The sequence below is a fragment of the Rhodococcus sp. WMMA185 genome (assembly GCF_001767395.1).
GTDB lineage: Bacteria > Actinomycetota > Actinomycetes > Mycobacteriales > Mycobacteriaceae > Rhodococcus_F.
Genome location: NZ_CP017014.1, coordinates 2,874,147 through 2,895,704, shown reverse-complemented (window position 1 = coordinate 2,895,704; position 21,558 = coordinate 2,874,147). Strand labels below are relative to the sequence as shown.

Below are 21,558 nucleotides of genomic sequence, written 5' to 3'. Positions count from 1 at the left end.
CGTGTACAAAAGGAGCGCTATCAAGCGCGTGGGTCCGAACCCACATGACAATCGGGGAGATGGAAACAGTATGTCGTCGTCAGAATTCGGGCAGCTCATGGAACTCATCGCAGCCGTGATCGATCGGTTCACCGCGTCTTAGGACCAAGAGCCTTCGCTGAATCTGGGGTTAACATGCGACACTGTGCACCCCAGATTCGGCGTTTCGGGGTGGTGTACGAGTTGCATATGGAAGGTGAAGGATGGTCAACCGCACAGTAGCGGGTAAGTACGGAGTCCGACTGGCGGTTGCAGCCGCTCTGGCGGCATTGCTGCCCGGGTTCGGCGTACCAGCGTTGGCTTCGGCAGAAACGACCGGCGACGCTGCGATCGCCGAGGGTGACTCGTATCTGGTGAGCATGACGCCCGCAACGCCTAAGAAGGGTAAGACGAATCTCGAGGACCGCGAATGGAAGATGCGCGTGTACTCGGCGTCGATGGATCGGGTCATCCCGCTGCAGGTGATCACCCCGGCGGATACGAGCGAGCCGAGGCCGACGCTGTATCTGCTCAACGGGGCGGGCGGCGGCGAGGATAACGCTTCTTGGCAGGTCAACACCGATATGGTCGGCTTCTTCGCCGACAAGAACGTCAATGTCGTCTCGCCCATGCAGGGTGCGTTCAGCTATTACACGGACTGGGAGAAGCCCGATCCGGAGTTGGGTGTCAACAAGTGGACGACGTTCCTGACGAAGGAACTGCCCCCCGTCGTCGATAAGGAACTCGGAACCAACGGGGTCAACTCGATTGCCGGCATCTCGATGGCAGGTTCGTCGGTATTGAGTCTGGCGCAGTCGGCACCTGACCTTTACACCGGCGTCGGGGCTTACAGTGGCTGCGCGACGACCAGTAATGGACCGGGCCGCACCTACGTCAAGCTTGTGGTCGAGAGCCGTGGCGGCGGCGACACCGAGAACATGTGGGGCCCGGAGGGCGGCCCGGGGTGGCTGGCCAACGACCCTTACGTGAATGCGGAGAAGCTGCGCGGACTCGACATCTACGTCAGCAGCGGTACGGGTCTGCCCGGCCCCGGTGATCGTCTCGACGCTCCGGCAATCGACGGCGACACAGCCGTCCTGGCCAACCAGATCATCCTCGGCGGTGCCATCGAGGCCGCGACCAACCAGTGCACGCACGCGCTGGCAAGGAAGCTGCACGACCTGGGGATTCCTGCGACGTTCGACTTCCGTCCCACCGGCACGCACTCGTGGTCTTACTGGGACGAGGATCTCAAGAAGTCGTGGCCAATGCTCGCCGCGTCGATGGGCATCTAGCCACTTCGTCGGCGTGGGCATTCAGCGCTCGAGCCTCTGAAGAGGATCGACCCCCGTGGATCAGTGATCCACGGGGGTCGATCCGTCTAATCTGACGAGGTGGAGACAGTACCGATCCAGATGCCCGACGGAACCACCACCCCGGTTCGTCTGTTTCCCGGCACCGACGCGGCCCCGGTGGTTGTAGTCTTCCCAGGCCTGGGAGTTCCGGCCGGGTACTACGAGCCTTTCGCGGAGGAACTTGTGTCCCACGGGTTCAACGCGGCGATCGGAGAACTGCGTGGCCAGGGTGACAGTCGCCCGCGGCCGAATAGTGCGAGTACGTTCGGCTACCACGATCTGGTATCCATCGATTTCCCGGCGACCTTCGAAGTCGTGCGGGAACGATTTCCGGCCGCAACGCCCTTTCTACTCGGGCACAGCATGGGCGGTCAGCTGGGCGTGATGTACGCGGCACGGATCCGGGGACGTCTAGGCGGGCTCGTTCTCGTGGCATCGGGATCGCCCTACTATCGCGGGTTTCCCGGGTTGCATTCCCCAGGGGTCCTGATGGGCTGCGCAGCGATGTCGGTGACGGCCAGTGTTGCGGGGTTCTGGCCAGGCGACAAGCTCGACATCGGCAGTTTCGGTCGGCAGTCGAAGGTCTTGATCTCCGACTGGTCTCGGTTCGCACGCACCGGCAGGATCGAACCCTATGGCGCAGACATCGACTACGAGGAACGGATCGGGAAGCTGACAGTGCCCGTGCTCTCGGTAACGATCGAGGGCGACGATCTCGCGCCGAGGTCCTCGGTGAAGAACCTCGTCGCCAAACTCTCGAGTGCCGACGTCGCGCTTTGGCACGAGCCCGAACCGTTGGGGCACAACGGATGGATCCGGAACCCCACGGGCATCGTGGACCGCATCGTCGCCTGGCTACACGACTGCACCTAGAAGCGATCGGAATGTCTAGCGGGTGAGTTGTTTCCAGAGAAAGCCGAAGGTGACGGCTGCCTTGAATGCCGCCTGCGCGTTGTCCGCCGCGCCCCCGTGTCCGCCTTCGATGTTCTCGTAGTACCAAACCTCGTGACCCTGCTCCTCGAGCAGTGCGGTCATCTTGCGGGCGTGGCCGGGGTGGACGCGGTCGTCTCGGGTTGAGGTGGTGATGAGAATCGGTGGGTAGTCGGCTTCTTTGGTCGAGTTCTGATACGGCGAGTACTCGCTGATGAACTTCCAGTCCTCGGGGTCGTCCGGATCGCCGTATTCGGCCATCCACGACGCTCCGGCCAACAGCAAGTGGTACCGCTTCATGTCGAGAAGCGGCACTTGGCAGACGACCGCGCCGAACAGTTCGGGGTAGCGGGTGAGCATGACACCCATCAGCAGGCCTCCGTTGCTGCCTCCCTGGATTCCGAGTTGCTTCACGGTGGTGATTCCACGTGTGACGAGGTCGCGCGCGACCGCGGCGAAGTCCTCGAAAGCCTTGTGACGCCCCTCCCGTATGGCCTGGGTGTGCCACGATGGGCCGTACTCACCGCCGCCGCGAATGTTGGCAACGACGTATGCGCCACCGCGTTCGAGCCACGCAGATCCGACCACACCGCTGTACCCGGGCACCATGGAGTTTTCGAAGCCGCCGTACCCGTACAGAATCGTGGGATACGGCCCAGCGGCGTCGTCGCGGCGCACGACGAAGTACGGGATCTCGGTTCCGTCTTCCGACACCGCGAAAAACTGCGATACCAACATCCCGTCCGCGTCAAAGAACGACGGCGCTTGCTTCACCGGTTCGAGTGGCCCGCCTACTGTTCCGTAGAGCAGCGTCGCGGGAGTTGTGAAGCCGCTGGAGTTGATGAAGAAGTTGTCGCCGTTGCGATGGTCGGTACTGATGATCGAGCTTGCCGTCAGATCTGGTATCCCGTCGAGGGGCTTTTCCTCCCAACCGGTGTCGTTCGGGGTGAGTACCGACAACTTGGTCTGCACATCCGACAGTTGCACTAGGAGAAGATGATTCTGAGTCCATCTTCCTTCCTCGAGTGCGGTGTTCCCGTCCGGAGTGAACAGCGGGGTGATCTCCCGGGAACCGGCGAGGAAGCCTGGGTAGTTCGCGACCAGCAGCGAACCGGCGGGATGGATGGTGCCGTCCACCTCCCAGTCTGTGCGGGGGCGAATGGTCAGCCAGTTGCGGTAGACGGACGCCGCAGCGTCGGTGGGGGTCTCGATCCGTTGCAATGAGCCATCGGAGAGCAGCTGATACCGTTCCGAATTGTAGAAGTCCAGCGAACGAGATATGAAGTGCCGCGTGTACCCAGGGGTGTCGTCATAGGACGCGCTGACGGACACGTCGGTGGGCTCACCTTCGAATACGGTGATCGCTTCTGCGAGCGGCGTTCCGCGCCGCCAGCGCTTGGCGATTCTCGGATACCCGGAGTTGGTCATCGAGCCTTCACCGAAATCAGTTCCGACGTAGACGGTGTCCTCGTCGATCCAACTGATCGTCGTTTTAGCCTCCGGTAGGTTGAATGCGTAGTCGCCGGCCACGAATTCGCGGCTCTCCAAGTCGAACTCACGCACCACCGAGGCGTCTGCGCCGCCACGGGAGAACGAGAGCAGTGCGCGCGATCGTGCCGGGCGCAGCACAGTTGCACCGGCCCAAACCCAGTTTTCGCCCTCGCGCTCGGCGAGCTCGTCGACGTCGAGCAGCACATCCCATTCGGGACTCTCGGTGCGATACTGTTCGAGCAGCGTGCGCCGCCAGATTCCGCGTTTATGCCTGCCGTCCCGCCAGAAGTTATAAAGGTATTCGCCGCGGATTACGACGTAGGGAATGCGATCGTCGGTGTCGAGGATGTCTCGGATCCGGCTCTCGAGCGCGGAGAACTCTGCGTCCTCGGTGTACTCGTCAAGGGTCCGGGCGTTGTGCTCTCGCGCCCAGTTGAGCGACTGTTCCGCAGTGACGTCTTCGAGCCAGAGATATGGATCTGTCATGGAGCCATTCTTGCAGGGATGACAGAGCACGGCCCCTGACGTTTCAGCGTGGAGGCATGACCCCTTGCGAGGGCGGCTTCGCCGGGGCATCGGCAGTCGTATTGGCTACTCGCGGGTAACGCGACCGAGGTGAGACGGCGATTCGGAACGGGACTACCCTGAACTACCGTGACCTCACACTATGACGTCGTTGTCCTCGGAGCCGGTCCCGGTGGGTACGTCGCTGCTATCCGCGCGGCACAGCTGGGCTTGAGCACCGCCATCATCGAGGAGAAGTACTGGGGAGGTGTGTGCCTGAACGTCGGCTGCATTCCCTCCAAGGCACTCCTTCGAAATGCCGAACTAGCGCATCTGTTCGCCAAAGAAGCCAAGACGTTCGGCATCTCGGGGGAGGCGTCCTTCGATTTCGGCGCAGCCTACGATCGCAGCCGCAAGGTCGCGGATGGGCGCGTCAAAGGCGTTCACTTCTTGATGAAGAAGAACAAGATCACCGAGTACGACGGCAAGGGGTCGTTCACCGACGCCAACACCATCTCGGTCGAGCTGTCCAAGGGCGGGACCGAGACGGTCACGTTCAGCAACGCGATCATCGCTACCGGCTCGACCACGAAGCTCCTCCCGGGAACGTCCCTGAGCGAGAACGTGGTCACCTACGAGGAGCAGATTCTCACCCGTGAGTTGCCGGAGTCGATTCTCATCGTCGGTGCCGGCGCAATCGGCATGGAGTTCGGTTACGTCCTGAAGAACTACGGCGTGGACGTCACGATCGTCGAGTTCCTCGACCGTGCGCTTCCCAACGAGGACGCGGACGTCTCCAAGGAGATCGCGAAACAGTACAAGAAGCTCGGCGTGACCATCAAGACGGGTGCCGCCGTCCAGAGGATCGATGACGATGGCTCCAAGGTCACCGTTTCGATCAAGGACAACAAGTCCGGCGAACTCGAGACCGTTGTAGTCGACAAGGTGCTGCAGTCGGTCGGGTTCGCCCCCCGCGTCCAGGGATACGGTCTCGAGAAGACCGGCGTGGAGATCACGGACCAAGGCGCGATCGGCATCACGAACACGATGCAGACATCGGTGCCGCACATCTACGCGATCGGTGACGTGACGATGAAGCTGCAACTCGCTCATGTGGCCGAAGCGCAGGCAGTCGTGGCGGCGGAGACGATCGCCGGCGCCGAGACACTGCCCATCGACGACTACCGGATGATGCCGCGGGCTACGTTCTGTCAGCCGCAGGTCGCCAGTTTCGGTCTCACCGAGCAGCAGGCTCGGGACGAGGGTTACGACGTGAAGGTCGCGTCGTTCCCGTTCACCGCCAACGGCAAGGCGCACGGCCTCGGCGACCCGACCGGCTTCGTCAAGCTGATCGCCGACAAGAGGTACGGTGAGCTTCTCGGCGGGCACCTCATCGGTCCCGACGTCTCGGAGCTTCTGCCCGAACTGACGCTTGCTCAGAAGTGGGACCTCACGGTCAACGAACTAGCTCGCAACGTGCATACGCACCCGACACTCAGTGAAGCCCTGCAGGAGGCCATCCACGGTCTCGCCGGGCACATGATCAACTTCTAGGAGTGGGCAGTGCCTTGCCGGTCTCCCGGCAAGGCACTCCCCACATCCGACCGAAGAGATCAGCGCCCGTCGGTGAAATCGCGCTCGATGCGCAGTGTTCCGATGGTTGTGGCCAGAGCATCGTACTGCGTCACGAGGACGCAGAACTCGATCATCTGGCGGTCGTCGAAGTACGTGGTCAGCGTCGACCAGGTTGAATCGTCGAGGTTCTTGGCGGTAACGAGTTGGTCGACACCGGTGAGGATGGCGCGGGTGCGCGCATCCCACCCCACGGCCTCGGGGCCCTCGAGTACCTGTTCGAGGAGAGTTTCGGTGACGCCGGCGCGTCGCCCGATACGCACGTGATGATCCATCTCGTACTGGCATTCCCGCAGGTGGGCTACTCGAAGAATGATCATTTCAGTCTCGCGGCGTGGGATACGTCCGCCCGGCATCAGCTTGCTCGAGTAGCGCAACCAGGCGCGGAAGAGACCCCTGGTGCGGCCCATCGTGCTGAACAGGTGAGCGTCCGGGGCACGGACGCCGAGTGAAATGACTCGCCACAGCACCCAGTTGACCGGGCCGAGTTCCTTCAGCCGCCCCGGCGGAATTCGTGCGGTCATGCGGCGCCCTCGCTTTCTGTCCGCCCCCTCGCGTGAGCGGTGGCATGGGAACGTTGTCCGATCGTTCGGGTCATCCCTGTGGCCCGAAGTGCGAGCATACGGACCGAACCAGTGCCGGGCACCCGAGACGGTACGTTGACTCGATTCCTCCGTCCGGCGATGCCCCGCTCGAGCGCATCGACAGCGACCGTGATGGAGGAAGCTGTCCGCGACAGCGCGCTGCGGGGCGTCGAGCAGGCGGCGACGCCGTCGAACTCGATCAGCGTTCGGTCCATGTCGATCTCACCGAGCCGGGCGATGCCCACTTTGGCGCCCAGGGGTTTCAACTCCTCCCGCAGAATCTCGCCGAGTTCCTGCGTGCCGCCTCTCCTGGCGCTGTGCACGCCGCGCGACGGACTGAATGCGGTCGACGTCGCCACGACCAGCGCGTACCCGTTGCGGTGTCCGATGTGACTTCCCGCCGCCCGAAGCGTGTTGTACGTGCCCATCATGTTGATTTCGACTGCTTGCCGCATCACTTCGGGATCACCGTCGACGATGCTGAGCGGGGGCATGACCCCTGCATTCGCGACTACAGCATCTAGTCCCCCGAGTTGGTCGGCGAGATGGTTGAACGCCTCCTCGACAGCGTGCTGATCGCGGATGTCGCAGTATCGCCACGGCGCCCGACCGCAAGCAGTGGCTGTCTGCTCGAGGAGTTCAGGTTCGAGGCCGAGCAACCCGACGAGTGCCCCCCGTTCGTGTAGGCGTTTGGCAAGTCCGGCGCCGATGCCCCTGGCCGCGCCTGTGATCAGGACGCGGCGGCCGACCAGGCTTTCTTCGAGGGTTCGTGACATGAAACTAGTTCCCAACCTGTGCTACTGAGCGGTAGCAAGACGCTAGCACCTGCTCGACTCAGGGGAGGGGAGAATGGCTGAAGAACCCAGTGGTAGGTCGGGTTCCATGTCAGCGGATCGGGTATGGGGAGACCGAACTCTGGTGCTTGCTGATGGCGAGTTGCATGCCGAGCGTCGGAAAGTGCTCAGGAAGTACCTACGCTTTGCGTGTCCTCGAGGTAGGCCACCCAACCACCGAATTCGGTGATGTCGATGGCGTCGTCGACCGCGTCGTGGGTGCAGCTGAACCCGACTACAGTGCGGCCGTCGGACAGCTCGACGCCCGTGAGGGCCATCGGTGCGGGCAGCGAGTGCAGGAACGTCCCCAATCCGGCCGCCGACACCCGAAATACCTCACCCACGATCGGCGCGCCCGCACCCGAGCCTCGTCGCACCAGCCCCGGCTTCGGCGGGGTGGTTGCGAGTGCGGTGAGCCGGTACGCGTCGGTGGTTGTGACGGTGTCCAGGTAGCGCGCGCCGATGTCCTCTAGCTGAAAATGCAGCGGTTGTCCGCGCAGGTGTGCGCCGAACACGGCCAGGTCGACGCCATCGTCGACCAGCGCCGGTGTGGGTACCCCCGCCATGCGAGCGGCGAGATCGACCGCTACCTGGTCGGCGAACCCGGGCACCACGAACATCACGCCGAACGGTTCGCCTACTGCCGTAGGAATTCCCGGGACGGCGACGGCGGCGAGATCGAGCAGGTTACAGAAGTTGGTGTAGGTGCCCATTCTCCTGTTGATACCGATCGGATCCGACTGCACCGCAGCGATGGTCGGGTGTTCTGTGGTCGTCGGCAGCAGGAGGGCGTCGTATCCCTCGAACAGTGTTCTCGCGATTCCCTTCGTGTGGACGAGGGTGTCGAGGTCGGCCGCGAACTCGTGGGCGGCCGGTCCACGTGCGGCGCCCACAATCGCCGCCACCACCGGATCGGCGCCCGCAGGCGCGGTGTCGAGGAAGCGACCCACCGCGGCGTAACGCTCGGCGACGACGGCTCCGTCGTAGAGCAGACGCGCGGCGTGGAGCAGGGGCGAGATGTCGACGGCCGAGGTAGTGAACCCATTGTCCGCGAGTGAGGCAACCGTCTCTGCGAATGCGGCACGGTACGCCGGCGTCAGTGATGACAGGTCCTCCTCCCGCGGGATCGCTATCCGAGCCTTTGCGGGGGCGGCGTGCCGGATGTCGGCCGGCCAGGCGCGGCTGCGCGGATCCGAGGGCGTCGGTCCCGACATGATGCGAGCCGCCGTGACGGCGGATTCGAGGTCGGTCGCGAACACGGTGACGCAGTCGTAGTCGGCGCAGGCGGGGACCACACCGTCGGTGGGGATCACGCCCAGTGTCGCCTTGATTCCGACGAGGCCGTTGAACGCGGCGGGTACCCGGCCGGAACCGGCGGTGTCGGTACCTATCCCGATATCAGCGATGCCCAGGGCCACCGCCACGGCGGAGCCGGAACTCGAACCACCTGACACCTTTTCCGGATCCCACGAGCATCGCACGGCCCCATAGGGGCTGCGGGTTCCCACCAGACCTGTCGCGAACTGGTCGAGGTTGGTCTTACCGAGGACGACGGCGCCCTCGTCCAGCAGGCGCGCGATCGCGGTCGCCGTGGTCTCGGGCCGGCGCGTGAATTCGGGGCACGCCGCGGTGGTGGGAAGACCGGCGACGTCGATGTTGTCCTTGACAGCGACCAGTTTTCCCGCGAGTGGCAGGTTCTCTCCGGCCGCCAGTCGGGCCTCTACGTAGGCCGCGTCGGCATGCACATCGTCCTCGGCGCGCAGGGTGATCCAGATTTCTGGTCGGTCCATCTCGGAGATGAGGCGGAACGCCTCCTCGACGCGGGCTGTGGGAGGCAGGGCTGTGTGCTGTGCGGCGTCGCTCATCAGTCTTCTCCAATGACGAAAAGGGGTGTGCCCGGTTCGACGACTGATCCCGGTGTCACGAGTACCTTCAGTATCGTTCCGGACGCGGTCGCGGGTACCGGCAGCTCGAGTTTCATGGCTTCGAGCACGACGCCGTCGTCCCCGGCCTCGATCTCTTGCCCGGGCTGGACAGCGACGCGCCAGACAGTCCCGATCATCGAAGCCTCGACCACGACAGCACCGTCGGGCAGTTCCTCGAGCGCCTCCGGCTCAGGTGCGGCCGGCGTGTCCACCCGATCGAACTCACCGGACTGCCGCCACGCCGTCTTCTCGATTTCGAACGCCGCCGACTGCCGTTCATCGAACTCGGCGATAGAGTCGGCGTTGTCGCGCAGGAACTTCAGATGCTCAGCCAGTGCGAACGTGCCTTCGGAGATTTCGGCGTCGAACCGGCCGGCTCTGGCCTGGGCGCGGTACTCGTCGAGCTGTTCCGGAGTCACGGGCTCCCATGAGATGCGGTCGAAGAAACGGAACAGCCAGGGCTTGTCCTGCTCGAACGGTCGGTGCTGTCGGTACCCGGACCAGATCGGCACGGTCCGACCGATCAGCTGGTAGCCGCCCGGCGACTCCATCCCATACACGCACAGGTACTTGCCGCCGATACCAACCGCATCCGACGGCGTCCAGGTTCGGGCAGGGTTGTACTTGGTGGTGACCAGGCGGTGCCGGGGGTCGAGGGGAACGGCCAGCGGCGCACCGAGGTAGACGTCACCGAGCCCGAGGACGAGGTACTCGGCGTCGAATACCGTGTCCCGCACCTGGTCGACGTTGTCCAGTCCATTGATGCGCCGAATGAATTCGATGTTCGACGGCAGCCACGGCGCGTCCTGTCGCACCCCGCTACGGTAGCGGTCGATCGCCTCCACGATGGACGGGTCGTCGAAGGACATTGGCAGGCGTACGGTCCGGCTGGGCACCACCAGGTCGTGGGTGGCGGGCAGGAGTTCCTCGATCTCGCGAAGGATATCGACGAGCTTCCGTTGCGGCAGCAAGTCGGCGTCGAAGTGTATGTGCAGCGACCGCACACCCGGGGTGACGTCGATGATGCCGGGCACGGCGCGGGAGGTGAGTTCGGTGGACAGGGCGTGCACACGCATACGGAGGCCGAGATCGAGCTCCATAGCGCCGTACTCGACGAGTACGTTGTCGTCGCCGCCGCGAAGATACCGGACGGACGGGCGATCCAGGGACGCATCGCCGTCACCGAGGATCCCTCCGTCACGCACAGGCGCGAATGTGGAGACCGGCGGGACGTCCTGTGCCCGTATGGAGTCCGAGCCTCGCAGCAGGTCGGCGCCGGTATCGGACACTGCGACGAAGCGGACCTGGTCGCCGGGGCGGATCTGACCGAGCTTCCAACGGTGTGCTTTCACGACGGTGATCGGGCAGGCGAAACCACCGAGGCTGGGCCCGTCGGGCCCGAGGAGGATCGGGGTGTCGCCCGAGACGTTCAGCGCACCGACGCTGTACGGGTTGTCGTGCAGATTGGAAGGATGGAGTCCGGCTTCGCCGCCGTCCGTCCGCGACCACTCGGGCTTCGGTCCGGCGAGACGAAGGCCGGTGCGGTTCGCGTGAGTTTGCACTGTCCACGTCGTGTCGTAGAACTGCGCCATATCGGCATCTGTGAAGTATGCGGGCGCCGGTTGTGGTCCCTCCGCGACCGCGAGATGCCACACGTGGGTGAGTTCGGGCCGGCTGTCGACGGGGACAGGTTGCGGTGCCGGGGATTCGGCAAAATCGTCGTCGAACAGGTCGAGCACGTCACCGACGAGCACAGCCTTGCCGGTTATTCCCCCGAAACCGCCGAGCGTGAACGTCGCGGCGCTTCCACGGTAGAGCGGGGCGTCGATGCCGCCGCGGACCGCGACGTAGGTGCGCAGGCCGGTGTCGGCGGGGCGGTCGATGTCGAGGACGCCGCCGGCGGGCACCCTGATCGGTTCCCACAAGTGAACCGGTTCGCCATTCAAGGTGACGGGGGCGTCGGCGCCCGTCACGCAGACCACCGTCTCGTCGGAGAACGCGAGACGTGGCCCCTGCAAGGTACATTCGAGTCCAGGAGCCCCGGCCGGGTTCCCGACTGCAGTGTTGGCCAGCTGGAACGACAGGTCGTCCATCGGGCCGGACGGTGGAATCCCTACCTCCCACAATCCGATTCGACCCGGATAGTCCTGCACTGTCGTGAGGGTCCCGGCGCGCAAGACGTCGATTCGGGGCCCGGTGGCTCGTAGATTTGCGAGCGAGCCGGTCGTGTGGGCGGCGTCGAGAACCGTATCGGCGGTGCAGATCCGACGTAGCTGCGGCAAATTCGTCTGGATCCCGTAGAGGTGCGTGTCGGCGAGTGCGTCCGAGAGTGCCGCATACGCTTCCTTGCGCCGGTGGCCGCGCGTGATCACCTTCGCAATCATCGGGTCGTAGTGGGAGCTCACCTCGGTGCCCGTCTCGACCCAGGTCTCGACACGGGTGCGGGCCGGGAACTCGACACTGGTCAGGCGGCCCGCGCTGGGCCGATAATCATGGCCCGGATCCTCCGCGTAGATGCGTGCCTCCACTGCGGATCCGATGATCTCGGGGCCTGTGTCGGGCAGGGCGTCGAGCATCGCGGAGTCGCCGCGGGCCAGACGGAGCATCCACTCGACGAGGTCGACGCCGGTGACTTCCTCGGTCACCGGGTGTTCCACCTGCAGTCGGGTATTCATCTCGAGGAAGGACGCCGTATTGCGGTCGATGTCGTAGACGAACTCGACTGTTCCGGCGGAGCGGTAGTGAACCGACGACGCAAGCGCGCGGGACGAGGTGAGCAACTGGTCGATCAAGGCGTCCGGCAGCCCGGGCGCGGGGGCCTCCTCGACCACTTTCTGATTGCGCCGCTGTAGCGAACAGTCGCGGGTACCAAGACTCAGGGTACGACCGCACCCGTCGCCGAATACCTGGATCTCGATGTGCCGCGCGTTCTCGACGAAACGCTCGAGGAACACTCCCGACGAGGAGAAATTCGCCTCGGCAAGGCGCTGGACGCGATCGTAGGCATCGCGCAGCTCGCCTTCGTCGAAGCACGCCTGCAAGCCGATTCCGCCGCCGCCGCCGACAGCCTTGAGCATCACCGGATAGCCGATATCGGACGCGCACGACAGCGCGTCGCCGAGCGATTCGAGCAGGCCGCTGCCCGCAACCAGTGGCACCCCAACCGCGCGAGCGGCTTCGCGTGCGGAGTGCTTGTTCCCGAAGGTGCGCAACTGCTCTGGAGTGGGTCCGACGAAGGCGATCCCCGCGGCCTCCGCGGCGGCGGCGAAAGAGTCGTTCTCGGACAGGAAGCCGTATCCGGGATGGATCGCTCCGGCGCCGGTCGCGAGCGCCGCCTCGATGACGGCGTCGGCCCGCAGGTACGACTCGTGTGCGGGTGCGGGCCCGAGGCGTACTGCGGTGTCGGCCATTTCCACATGGGCGGTTGCGGAATCGGCGTCGGAGTACACAGCGACGGTCTTGAGTCCGAGAAGTCGGGCGGAACGAATTATGCGACAAGCAATTTCGCCTCGATTGGCGATGAGCAACGTGTCGAAGGAATACTCAGCCGGCGGATTCATCCTTGTGGACATGCTTGTATACGCTAGGGAAGAGGGTGTTTCGTTGAGGTTGCCTGCGGTAACGCGATTGTAAGTAAGATCTCTCATGGCAAGGTTCCACTCCTGAGTCCGACAATGATGAATTCCCCTGAAAATCTTTCTCGCTAAGTCTTTCTCGCAAAGGCCGATGACGCCGTATCTGCTCGAAACCGTGGCTTCGGGCGCGACGCTCAGTCGCGCACCGACCACGCCATCCGAGCCATGGACAGCGCCTTCTCGGCTCGCTCGATCACCACGTCGCGGGATTCGCTGATGTGGGCCAGCAGTGTGTCGTAGGCGGTGTCGAGTTCGCCGTCGAGCACGAGTTCCGCCACCGAGATGTGCTCGTCGATGGTGGCACTCATGCGGTCCGGGGTGAGATAGTCGAACATCCGGACTGGACGGACCTTTGCGTTGACGTTGACGAGCGCATCTACGAGTGCGTGATTGCCTGCTGAGTTCAGCAGGACCAGGTGGAACTGTTCGTCGAGGGCCACGAAACCCGCGTCCGGTTCGGGGCTCTGCTTCTCGAGCGCATACCATCGTTCGAGTTCCGGTCCGAGGACGTCCGGGTCGTGCCGGAGCGAGGCGTCGATCCGCATTCTCTCGATACCCCTTAGCTCGAGGGTGATCCGCAGTTCATACAGTCCGGCGAGCTCGTCGATCCGTGGCCGGTATGGGTGGATGCCCCCGGCGTCGCGCTGGACCAGTCCGTCGGCGAGTAGCCTCGCCAACGCCTCGCGGACCGGCGTGCGCGACACCCCATAGGTTTCGGCAAGACGCTCCTCGCCGAGTCGTTGCCCAGGCTGAATCCGACCGCTCATCAGGTCGGTTCGCAGCTCGAGGTAGACGCGGTCGCTGAGAGGACCGTCTCGGCGAGCCATCAGATTGCCATCGCCGCGCGTACGTCGGACACCGCAGTACGCACGTCGGAGCCGGCCGCGGCCCCGCCTGCACCGGTCGACGTAACCCGTCCGGATTCGAGAACGTAATAGCGCTCCGCTGATTCGAGAGCGAACCCGATGTGCTGTTCGACCAGCAGCACGCCGAGACCGCCTCGTCTGGTCAGTTCGGCAATGGTGCGTTCGATCTCCGCGACCACCGAGGGCTGGATGCCCTCGGTGGGCTCGTCGAGGATCAGCATTTTCGGCTCGGTGATCAGTGCCCGCGCGATGGCGAGTTGTTGCCGCTGGCCCCCCGAGAGGAGTCCGGCACGTCGATCGAGCAGGCCGCGCAGGGCGGGGAACAGATCGAGAGACTCATCGATCAACTCCTTGCCGCGCTTGCGCCCGTCTGCCACGACCTGCAGATTCTCGGCCGTGGTCAACTGTCCGAACGACTGCTGCCCTTGCGGGACGTACGCCAGGCCGCGGGAGACTCGGGCGCTCGGCCGCAAGGCGGTGACGTCTTCCCCGTCGAACATCACCCGTCCGGAAGTCACCTTGATCAGTCCGACCGCTGAACGCAGGAGAGTGGTCTTGCCGGCGCCGTTGTGCCCCATCACAGCGGCCACCCCGTCCGACGGAACACTCATCGACACCGAGTGGATCACCTCGGTGCGACCGTAACCGGCGCAGACGTTTTCAAACTCGAGCATTGCTGCCCTCCTCACCTCTCACCGGCTCCTCGATGCCGGTCTGCGGTTCTACATCGGCAACCGCCGCGGTTCCCAGGTACACCTCCTGCACGCGCGGGTCAGCCTGCACCTGCTCTACGCTGCCCTCACTGAGCACCTTTCCGGCGTGCAGCACCGTCACCGACGTGGCGAATGCTCGCATGAAGTCCATGTCGTGTTCGACCACGACGACCGTGCGTTCACCGCCGATGCGGCGCAATAGATCTCCCGTCTCCATCCGCTCTTCGTGGCTCATTCCTGCTACCGGTTCGTCGAGCAGGAGCACGGAGCATTTCTGCACCAGCAGCATCCCGATCTCGAGCCACTGCTTCTGCCCGTGAGCCAGGATGCCCGCCGGGCTGTCGCGGAGCTTGCCCAGCCCGGTGACCTCGAGCGCCTCCTCGATCGCGGGGAGCACGGTCTTGCGCCTGCGCAGCAGTGTGAGAGCCGAGCGTCCCGCGCCCGCGGCGATGTCGAGGTTCTGGAGAACGCTCAACTCCTCGAAGACACTGGCGGTCTGGAATGTTCTGCCCACCCCTAACCGGGCGATCTTGTGCACCTTCTTGCCGACGAGTTCGACGCCGGATTTGGTGACCGAACCGGTCGCGGGCACCAAACCGGTGATTGCATCGACGAGTGTGGTCTTACCTGCCCCGTTGGGGCCGATGAGGAATCGCAGGTCGCCCTGGAACAGGGTGAGGTCGACGCCGTCGACGGCCTTGAATCCGTCGAAGCTTACCTGCAGGTCACGGATCTCGAGGTATTCGCTCGACATCCCGGCGTTGCCACCGGCGGCGGGAGTCTTGGACGTGGTGGGTGTCGTCACCTGGTCATCTCCATTTCCGTCGCCACGGTCTCGACTTCGGGTGCGGCGGGTTTCGGTTTATCGGGCGAGACCTTCTTCTTTCGCCTCAGGAGCGTGAACACCCCGGCCGCGCCGGCGGGGAAGAACCCGACTACCACAATGAACAGCAGGCCCTGCGCGTAGGTCCAGCCGGACGGGAAAGACTCCGAGAACGCGCTCTGCGCCCATGCCACGCCGATGGCCCCGAGCACCGGTCCGAGCAGTGTGGCCCGACCACCGATGGCAACGCCGATGAGGAATGCGATCGAGGGGACGATCCCGACGTCGGCGGGCGAGATGATGCCGACGATCGGCACGAACAGCGCCCCGGCGATGCCGGCGAAGAACGCCGCCGTCACGTACGCGACGAGCTTGATGTCGGCCGGGTCGTACCCGAGGAACCGTACTCGCTCCTCCTGGTCGCGGACCGCGACGAGTAGCTCGCCGTAGCGGCTGTTCATCAGTTGCCGGGTGAGTGCGACGACCGCCAGCAACACGCCCGCGGCGATGAAGAACAGCATCTGCTTGTTGGCCGGGTCGTTCAGATTGAACCCGAAGAACGTGCGAAAGCGGTTGAGTCCGTTGCTACCCCCGGTGCTCTGTTGTCCCACGAGCAGGATTGCGAACGCGGCGGCCAGGGCCTGGCTGAGGATCGCGAAGTAGGCGCCCTTGACGCGACGCTTGAACACGCCGATACCGAGGACGAACGCCACCAGAGCCGGGATGAGTAGAACCCCGAGGATGGTCACGCCGGGTGACGCGAATGGAACCCAGTAGCTGGGTAGCTCGCGGATGCCTGCAATCTGCATGAAGTCGGGCACGGTGTCGCCGCGGAGCTCTGCGTCCGCAATCTTCAGGTGCATAGCCATGATGTAGGCGCCGACGCCGAAGAACACGCCTTGGCCCAGGGTGAGCATGCCGCCTCGCCCCCATGCCAGACCGATGCCTGCCGCAACGATCGCGAAGCACAGGAACTTTCCCAGCAGGCTCAGCCGAAAGTCGCTGAGGACTGCGGGCGCGACGCCGAACAAGAGCACCGCCGCTAATGCGAACCCGGCCCACGCCCGGTAGCGGCTACTTGTCAGGATGCTCATACAAGGCTCCTCGTCTTGACCGCGAACAGGCCCTGTGGTCGAACCTGCAGGAACACCACGATTGCCACGAATACGATGACCTTGGCTATCGACGCCGTGGTCGAGTACTCGACGAACGAGCTGAGGAGGCCGAGCGCGAACGCGGCGATCACCGCGCCCTTCATTTGCCCGAGTCCACCCACCACCACGACGAGGAACGCGTCAACCAGATAGCTCTGCCCGATCGTCGGACTCGTCGAACCGATCAGCGTCAGCGCGACGCCGGCCACCCCTGCGAGGCCGGACCCGATGAAGAAGGTCGTGACATCGGTGCGGCGACTGGATATTCCGCTGGTCTCGGCGAGATCGCGGTTCTGTACGACCGCCCGGATACGCCTGCCCATCGGCGACTTGCGGATCGCGAGTGACAGCGCGAGGACGCAGACGACGGCGAGGACGAGAATGAACAGGCGGGTCTTCGGGACGACGGCGCCGAGGATCTCCACCCCGCCCGCCAGCCACTCCGGCGCGACGACGTTGACCGCCGGCGCGCCGAAGATGTCCCGCGCCAGTTGCTGCAGGATCAGTCCCACCCCGAACGTCACCAGCAAGGTGTCGAGCGGGCGGTGGTACATGCGCTGCACCAGAGTGACCTCCAGCAGCGCTCCCATCGCCCCGCCGACGAGGAAACCGACGATCAAGGAGAGGAAGAGAGAACCCGTGGCTCCCGAAATCACCTGCTGCACAACGTACGCTGTGTAGGATCCGGCCATGATGAATTCGCCGTGGGCCATGTTCACGACCCCCATCTGACCGAAGGTCAGCGACAGCCCCAGCGCTGCGAGCAACAGGATCGATCCGATACTCACCCCGGTGAACAGCTGTCCGATCACTACATCCATCGATGCACGTCCTCTCTTCCCTCCTCCGCGTCGACTTCGAGTCAGTTACCGAGCGACTCGGCCCAGGAGTAGGACTCCAGGTACGGGTCCGGCTCGATCGGGCTTCCCGAATCCCACACCGTGTAGATCAGCCCGTCACCGCGGATCTCGCCGATACGTGCAGTCTTGGTGATGTGGTGGTTGGAGCCGTCGATGGTGACCGTGCCCTCCGGACCGTCGAAAGTGACCCCGTCGGCCGCGTTCTGGATGTCTTCGGTCGCGAAGGAGTTCGCCTTCTCGACCGTGTTCTTCCAGAGGTAGACCGATACGTAGGCCGCTTCCATAGGATCGGAGGTCGGCTTGTCCGCCCCGTACCGGGCCTTATACGCCTCGACGAACTTCTTGTTCGCGGGGGTGTCGATGGTCTGGTAGTAGTCCCAGGCGGTCAGTTGGCCCTCGATGTTCTGCACACCGATGCCTCCGACCTCTTCCTCGGCGATCGACACCGATACCACGGGCATGTCGGCGGGTTTCAGCCCGACGTTCGTGTATTCGCGGAAGAACGCGACGTTGGAATCACCGTTGAGCGTGTTGAACACGGCGTCTGCGTCCGCCGAGCGCACCTTGTTGACGATGGTGGAGAAGTCCGTGGAGCCGAGCGGGGTGTAGTCCTCGCCTTTGATCTCGATTCCGTTGGCCGCCGAGTACGCCCTGATGATGCGATTAGCGGTCTGCGGGAACACGTAGTCGCTGCCCACGAGATAGAGGGACTCGACGCCGTTTTCCTTCAGGTAGTCCAGGGCGGGCACGATCTGCTGGTTGGTGGTGGCACCGGTATAGAAGATGTTCTTCGAGTCTTCGAGTCCCTCGTACTGTACGGGGTAGTAGAGCAGCGAGTTGTTGTCCTCGAACACCGGCAGCATCGCCTTGCGACTCGAGGACGTCCATCCGCCGAACACCGCTGCGACGCAGTCACTGCTGATGAGCTTTTCGGCCTTCTCGGCGAAGACAGTGGGCTCAGAAGCGCCGTCTTCGGCCACGATCTCGATCTTCTTGCCGAGTACACCGCCCGAATTGTTGATTTCGTCGACCGCCATCGCGATCGAATCACGCACTGTCACCTCACTGATCGCCATCGTGCCGGACAGCGAGTTGAGCGAGCCGACCTTGATGGTGTCGCCCGAGGTGTCCACACAGGATGCTGCGGTGGAAGCACTGGCCGTGTCGGACGCCTTGCTGCCGCAGCCGGACAGTAGGAGACCTACGGCGGCGAGCGCAGTCGGTGCTGCGAGAGCGGTTTTGGAGAGGGTTCGCATGTACGGGCCTTTCCGTCGGAGAACAGGGGACCTCGCAACCTGGGAACGCGTATGCGTCCCGCGTATACAGAGGCGTATTCGTGGGGCGAACAGTATGCGGCTGATATTGCGTCGGAATGACTTTCGATGACGTGTTCGTGTCGTGAATTGCGGACTCGTGAACAAGTCCTCACATAGCTATTCGGCGCAGGTGCGGTGTTGTTGGTTCGGACGCGAAATACTCACCCGTGCAGGCGATTATGTGGAGTGTGCCGAACAGGTCTGCGGCTATCGAATAATGTAGGGCGACACCGAACTTTGGTGCTCGCTGATGGCGAGTTGCTTGCCGAGCGGGGGAAACGCGCGCTGAGGGCAGTTCAGACGTTCACAAACGCGGCAACCCGCACCGATGGGAGTTCCTGGGTTCGAATCGTCCAGGTCGAGACCATCGCCGTATACAAGGCGATGAGCGTGTCGGATCTCGCAGCCGAGTCCGATCGCGAATATCTTGGCAGGCTGACCGTAGCGCGCGGCACGCCGTTCGACGGTCCGGGCGACCCAGAGGTACCGCCGTCCGTCGGGCATCTGCGCAATCTGGGTCATGATCTTGCCCGGGTACGAGAACGTCTCGTACACGTTCCAGAGTGGGCAGGTTCCCCCACTGGTGGAGAAGTGGAAACCGGTCGCCGACTGCCGTTTCGACATGTTGCCGGCCCGGTCGACGCGGACGAACATGAACGGCACGCCGCGCAGCTTCGGGCGTTGCAGCGTGGAGAGGCGGTGGCAGATGGTCTCGTAGCTCACCGAGTAGAACGCTGACAACCGTTCGATGTCATATCGGAAATCCTCGGCGACATCGTGGAACTGACCATACGGAAGCACGGTTGCAGCGGCGAAGTAGTTTGCAAGGCCGAGTCGCGCTAGCGCGAGTGACTCGTCGCTGGTGAATCCTCCCTCCGCTACCAACTTGTCCAGCAAATCGCCGTATTCGAGGTACGCCAACTCGGTGGCGAACTTGAACATCTGCTGTCCACTCGACAGATGTGGGGAGATTTCCAGCACTCGAGCCTGTGGGTCGTATCGGTGCAAGACATTCTCACCGAGGTCGATGCGCTTGACGATCTGCACGTCGTGCATCGTCTGCAGCCTACGAGCGATCTCACCGCCGACGTCGCCTCGGTGGAAACGCATTCGCGTGGTCAATTCCTCTGCCGCGGTGTCGAGTTCGTGCAGGTAGTTCTGGTGCTGATAGAAATAGTCGCGAACCTCTTCGTGTGGCATCGTGATCGAACCGCTGCCGCTGCCGTCGCTGTAGCGATCTTCGGTGGCCTGCGCCAATTGCGCGGTGGTATTACGGAACCTGCGGTGCATGTTGACCATGGCCTTCGCCAGACCCGGATGCGATGCCACCATTTCGGCGATTTCCTGCGCGTCGGCGTCGATGCCCATTTCCTGATCGAGGGCGACCTCGCGCATCTCCGCGATCAGGCGGGTGTCGTCCTGCGACGAGAAGAACGTGGTGTCGACACCGAATACCTCGGTGATCCGCAGCAGTACCGGCACCGTCAGCGGCCGGACGTCATGCTCGATCTGGTTGAGATAACTCGCGGAGATCTCGAGCTTCTTCGCTAGCGCCGCCTGGCTCAGACCCCGCTCGGTGCGGAGTTGGCGCAATCGGACGCCGACGAAGGTCTTCGACATAGGGCAAGGGTACCGGCGCAGGTCAGGTCGTGTGAATGGAACGTTTGCAAGATTCGCCGATGGTTGTCTGGGGAGTGTTGCAGATGGGGATCATCAGTGGGGAGGAGAGCTGCTCTTCTCTGGGCCGGCGATCCAACTCACGTCGTAGCGGGGCAACTCGGGGCCGCCGCCAATGCCGCGAGCATCGGCGTCCAGCACCGCGAAATGACCCCGGACGCCGAGAGCGTCGCAGCCTGTTTCCCAGTTCGCGCACCAGATTCCCAGCGCCACAGGCGCATAGAACCGCGATGCGGTGGTGGTATAGAAGTCTAAGCGCACTACTTTCTCTTCGCCGCTTGTCAGTTCTGTCACCGCCGCGCATCGGGTGGTTTGTGCGTTGTAGGACGACGGCGACCACTGACACACCTCATAGCAACGACCGAACGACGAGAAGGGTGTGGTGTCGATTGCCAGCGGTACCTCACAGCGCGGATCAGAGAAGAACAGTGACTTCAGAGGAAGTCGGCGATGAGATATCCGTTCCATCACGCGGACGAACAAAGGCTTGAAGCGTGATCGGTATCCCACCGCGCAGACACAGACCACATGATCCTCTGCCGGATCGAATCGGTTGCCCAGGTGTTCGACGATGCTGCTCTGGTCGGCACCCGGGCCGATCCAGCAGGTGCTCACTCCCATGCGAGTGGCCTGCAAGACCACCTTCTGCAGACTGCGGCCGACATCGACAAGCACCAGGCGGTCGTAGCTGTATGGGGCGATCGCGACGAGGAACTCGTGCGCACCCACTCCTGGCCAGATGGTCAGTGGAGCTGCGACATATTCGAGTCGAATCGGACCGGTGCCGATGAGGCGGTCGCGCTGGACGAATTCGTCGACGGCTCGCATCAGCTCGGCTCGGTCAGCCGCAGTGAGATCACGGCTCTGAAAGGAGTGGCAGGAGCGTCTCGAGCGGATCAGATCGAAGGTGTCGAGGTCATCTGCACGCTGGGGCAGCGGCTCGGTGGGGCGTACTCCCCATTTCAGGGTGATGACATCGAAAATCGCGGCAGCGAGTAGTAGCAGGCCGATCATCAAAGGCACCCAGAACAACAGCGGCTGCCAGATTCCGATCAGCCATCCGATAGCCGCGGCGACGAGGAACACGATCGCGAAGGCCCCGGTGATGAGGTATTGAAGCCAGCCCGTGAACTGCAGCCGTATCTTCAACCGCCACAATCTCGAACGCCGCGATCTCGCGGTCGGGTAACTGTCGTGATCGCGAGGCAGCTGTTCCGGCTTGGTCATCGCCGACCTCCCGCC

At 63.7% G+C, this 21,558-nt stretch carries 16 protein-coding genes; 3 read left to right on the top strand and 13 right to left on the bottom strand.

Going from position 1 to position 21,558, the window contains the following annotated elements:
- Window positions 1-242: 242 nt before the first annotated feature.
- The gene (locus BFN03_RS13045; protein WP_070379353.1) at window positions 243-1,313 is read left to right on the top strand and encodes an alpha/beta hydrolase; all 1,071 of its coding nucleotides are present in this window, start codon (window positions 243-245) and stop codon (window positions 1,311-1,313) included.
- 99 nt (window positions 1,314-1,412) lie between these two features.
- The gene (locus tag BFN03_RS13040; protein ID WP_198163267.1) at window positions 1,413-2,246 is read left to right on the top strand and encodes an alpha/beta hydrolase family protein; all 834 of its coding nucleotides are present in this window, start codon (window positions 1,413-1,415) and stop codon (window positions 2,244-2,246) included.
- 15 nt (window positions 2,247-2,261) lie between these two features.
- Here the strand turns inward: BFN03_RS13040 and BFN03_RS13035 are convergent, their stop codons facing one another.
- Window positions 2,262-4,280 (bottom strand): prolyl oligopeptidase family serine peptidase, encoded by a 2,019-nt coding sequence (locus BFN03_RS13035; protein ID WP_070379352.1) that lies wholly within the window; start codon window positions 4,278-4,280, stop codon window positions 2,262-2,264.
- A gap of 168 nt (window positions 4,281-4,448) precedes the next feature.
- Here BFN03_RS13035 and lpdA point away from each other — a divergent pair, with 168 nt between their 5' ends.
- On the top strand, window positions 4,449-5,852 hold the full coding sequence (gene lpdA / locus BFN03_RS13030; RefSeq protein ID WP_070379351.1) for a dihydrolipoyl dehydrogenase: 1,404 nt from the start codon (window positions 4,449-4,451) through the stop codon (window positions 5,850-5,852).
- A gap of 59 nt (window positions 5,853-5,911) precedes the next feature.
- On the opposite strand, the gene BFN03_RS13025 is transcribed toward lpdA, so the two are convergent.
- The 12 genes from BFN03_RS13025 to BFN03_RS12970 form a co-directional block, all read right to left on the bottom strand.
- Window positions 5,912-6,454: a carboxymuconolactone decarboxylase family protein gene (locus BFN03_RS13025; protein WP_070379350.1), complete on the bottom strand. Its 543-nt coding sequence runs from the start codon at window positions 6,452-6,454 to the stop codon at window positions 5,912-5,914.
- Window positions 6,451-7,290 carry an SDR family NAD(P)-dependent oxidoreductase gene (locus tag BFN03_RS13020; protein ID WP_070379349.1) on the bottom strand — a complete coding sequence of 280 codons (840 nt, stop codon included), beginning with the start codon at window positions 7,288-7,290 and terminating at the stop codon, window positions 6,451-6,453. The genes BFN03_RS13025 and BFN03_RS13020 overlap by 4 nt, the downstream gene beginning before the upstream one ends.
- A 185-nt stretch (window positions 7,291-7,475) precedes the next feature.
- Window positions 7,476-9,212 carry an allophanate hydrolase gene (gene atzF / locus BFN03_RS13015; protein WP_070379348.1) on the bottom strand — a complete coding sequence of 579 codons (1,737 nt, stop codon included), beginning with the start codon at window positions 9,210-9,212 and terminating at the stop codon, window positions 7,476-7,478.
- Window positions 9,212-12,844, bottom strand: coding sequence for an urea carboxylase (gene uca, locus BFN03_RS13010; RefSeq protein WP_198163266.1), 3,633 nt, complete (start codon window positions 12,842-12,844; stop codon window positions 9,212-9,214). The genes atzF and uca overlap by 1 nt, the downstream gene beginning before the upstream one ends.
- A 197-nt stretch (window positions 12,845-13,041) precedes the next feature.
- On the bottom strand, window positions 13,042-13,734 hold the full coding sequence (locus tag BFN03_RS13005) for a GntR family transcriptional regulator (protein WP_070379347.1): 693 nt from the start codon (window positions 13,732-13,734) through the stop codon (window positions 13,042-13,044).
- A complete protein-coding gene (urtE, locus tag BFN03_RS13000) occupies window positions 13,734-14,447 on the bottom strand; it encodes an urea ABC transporter ATP-binding subunit UrtE (protein WP_070379346.1) in 714 nt (237 codons plus the stop codon). Before urtE ends, BFN03_RS13005 begins: the two co-directional genes overlap by 1 nt.
- A complete protein-coding gene (urtD, locus tag BFN03_RS12995) occupies window positions 14,434-15,291 on the bottom strand; it encodes an urea ABC transporter ATP-binding protein UrtD (protein WP_070379345.1) in 858 nt (285 codons plus the stop codon). The genes urtE and urtD overlap by 14 nt, the downstream gene beginning before the upstream one ends.
- Entirely contained in the window at window positions 15,288-16,403 is a 1,116-nt protein-coding gene (urtC, locus tag BFN03_RS12990) for an urea ABC transporter permease subunit UrtC (protein WP_070379344.1), read from the bottom strand. Before urtC ends, urtD begins: the two co-directional genes overlap by 4 nt.
- Entirely contained in the window at window positions 16,400-17,284 is an 885-nt protein-coding gene (gene urtB / locus BFN03_RS12985) for an urea ABC transporter permease subunit UrtB (protein ID WP_070379343.1), read from the bottom strand. Before urtB ends, urtC begins: the two co-directional genes overlap by 4 nt.
- 41 nt (window positions 17,285-17,325) lie before the next feature.
- A complete protein-coding gene (gene urtA, locus BFN03_RS12980) occupies window positions 17,326-18,579 on the bottom strand; it encodes an urea ABC transporter substrate-binding protein (protein ID WP_070379342.1) in 1,254 nt (417 codons plus the stop codon).
- A 267-nt stretch (window positions 18,580-18,846) separates the two neighbouring features.
- Entirely contained in the window at window positions 18,847-20,259 is a 1,413-nt protein-coding gene (gene ramB, locus BFN03_RS12975; RefSeq protein ID WP_070379341.1) for an acetate metabolism transcriptional regulator RamB, read from the bottom strand.
- Between the two features lie 93 nt (window positions 20,260-20,352).
- Window positions 20,353-21,543: a nitroreductase family protein gene (locus BFN03_RS12970; protein WP_070379340.1), complete on the bottom strand. Its 1,191-nt coding sequence runs from the start codon at window positions 21,541-21,543 to the stop codon at window positions 20,353-20,355.
- Window positions 21,544-21,558: the final 15 nt, after the last annotated feature.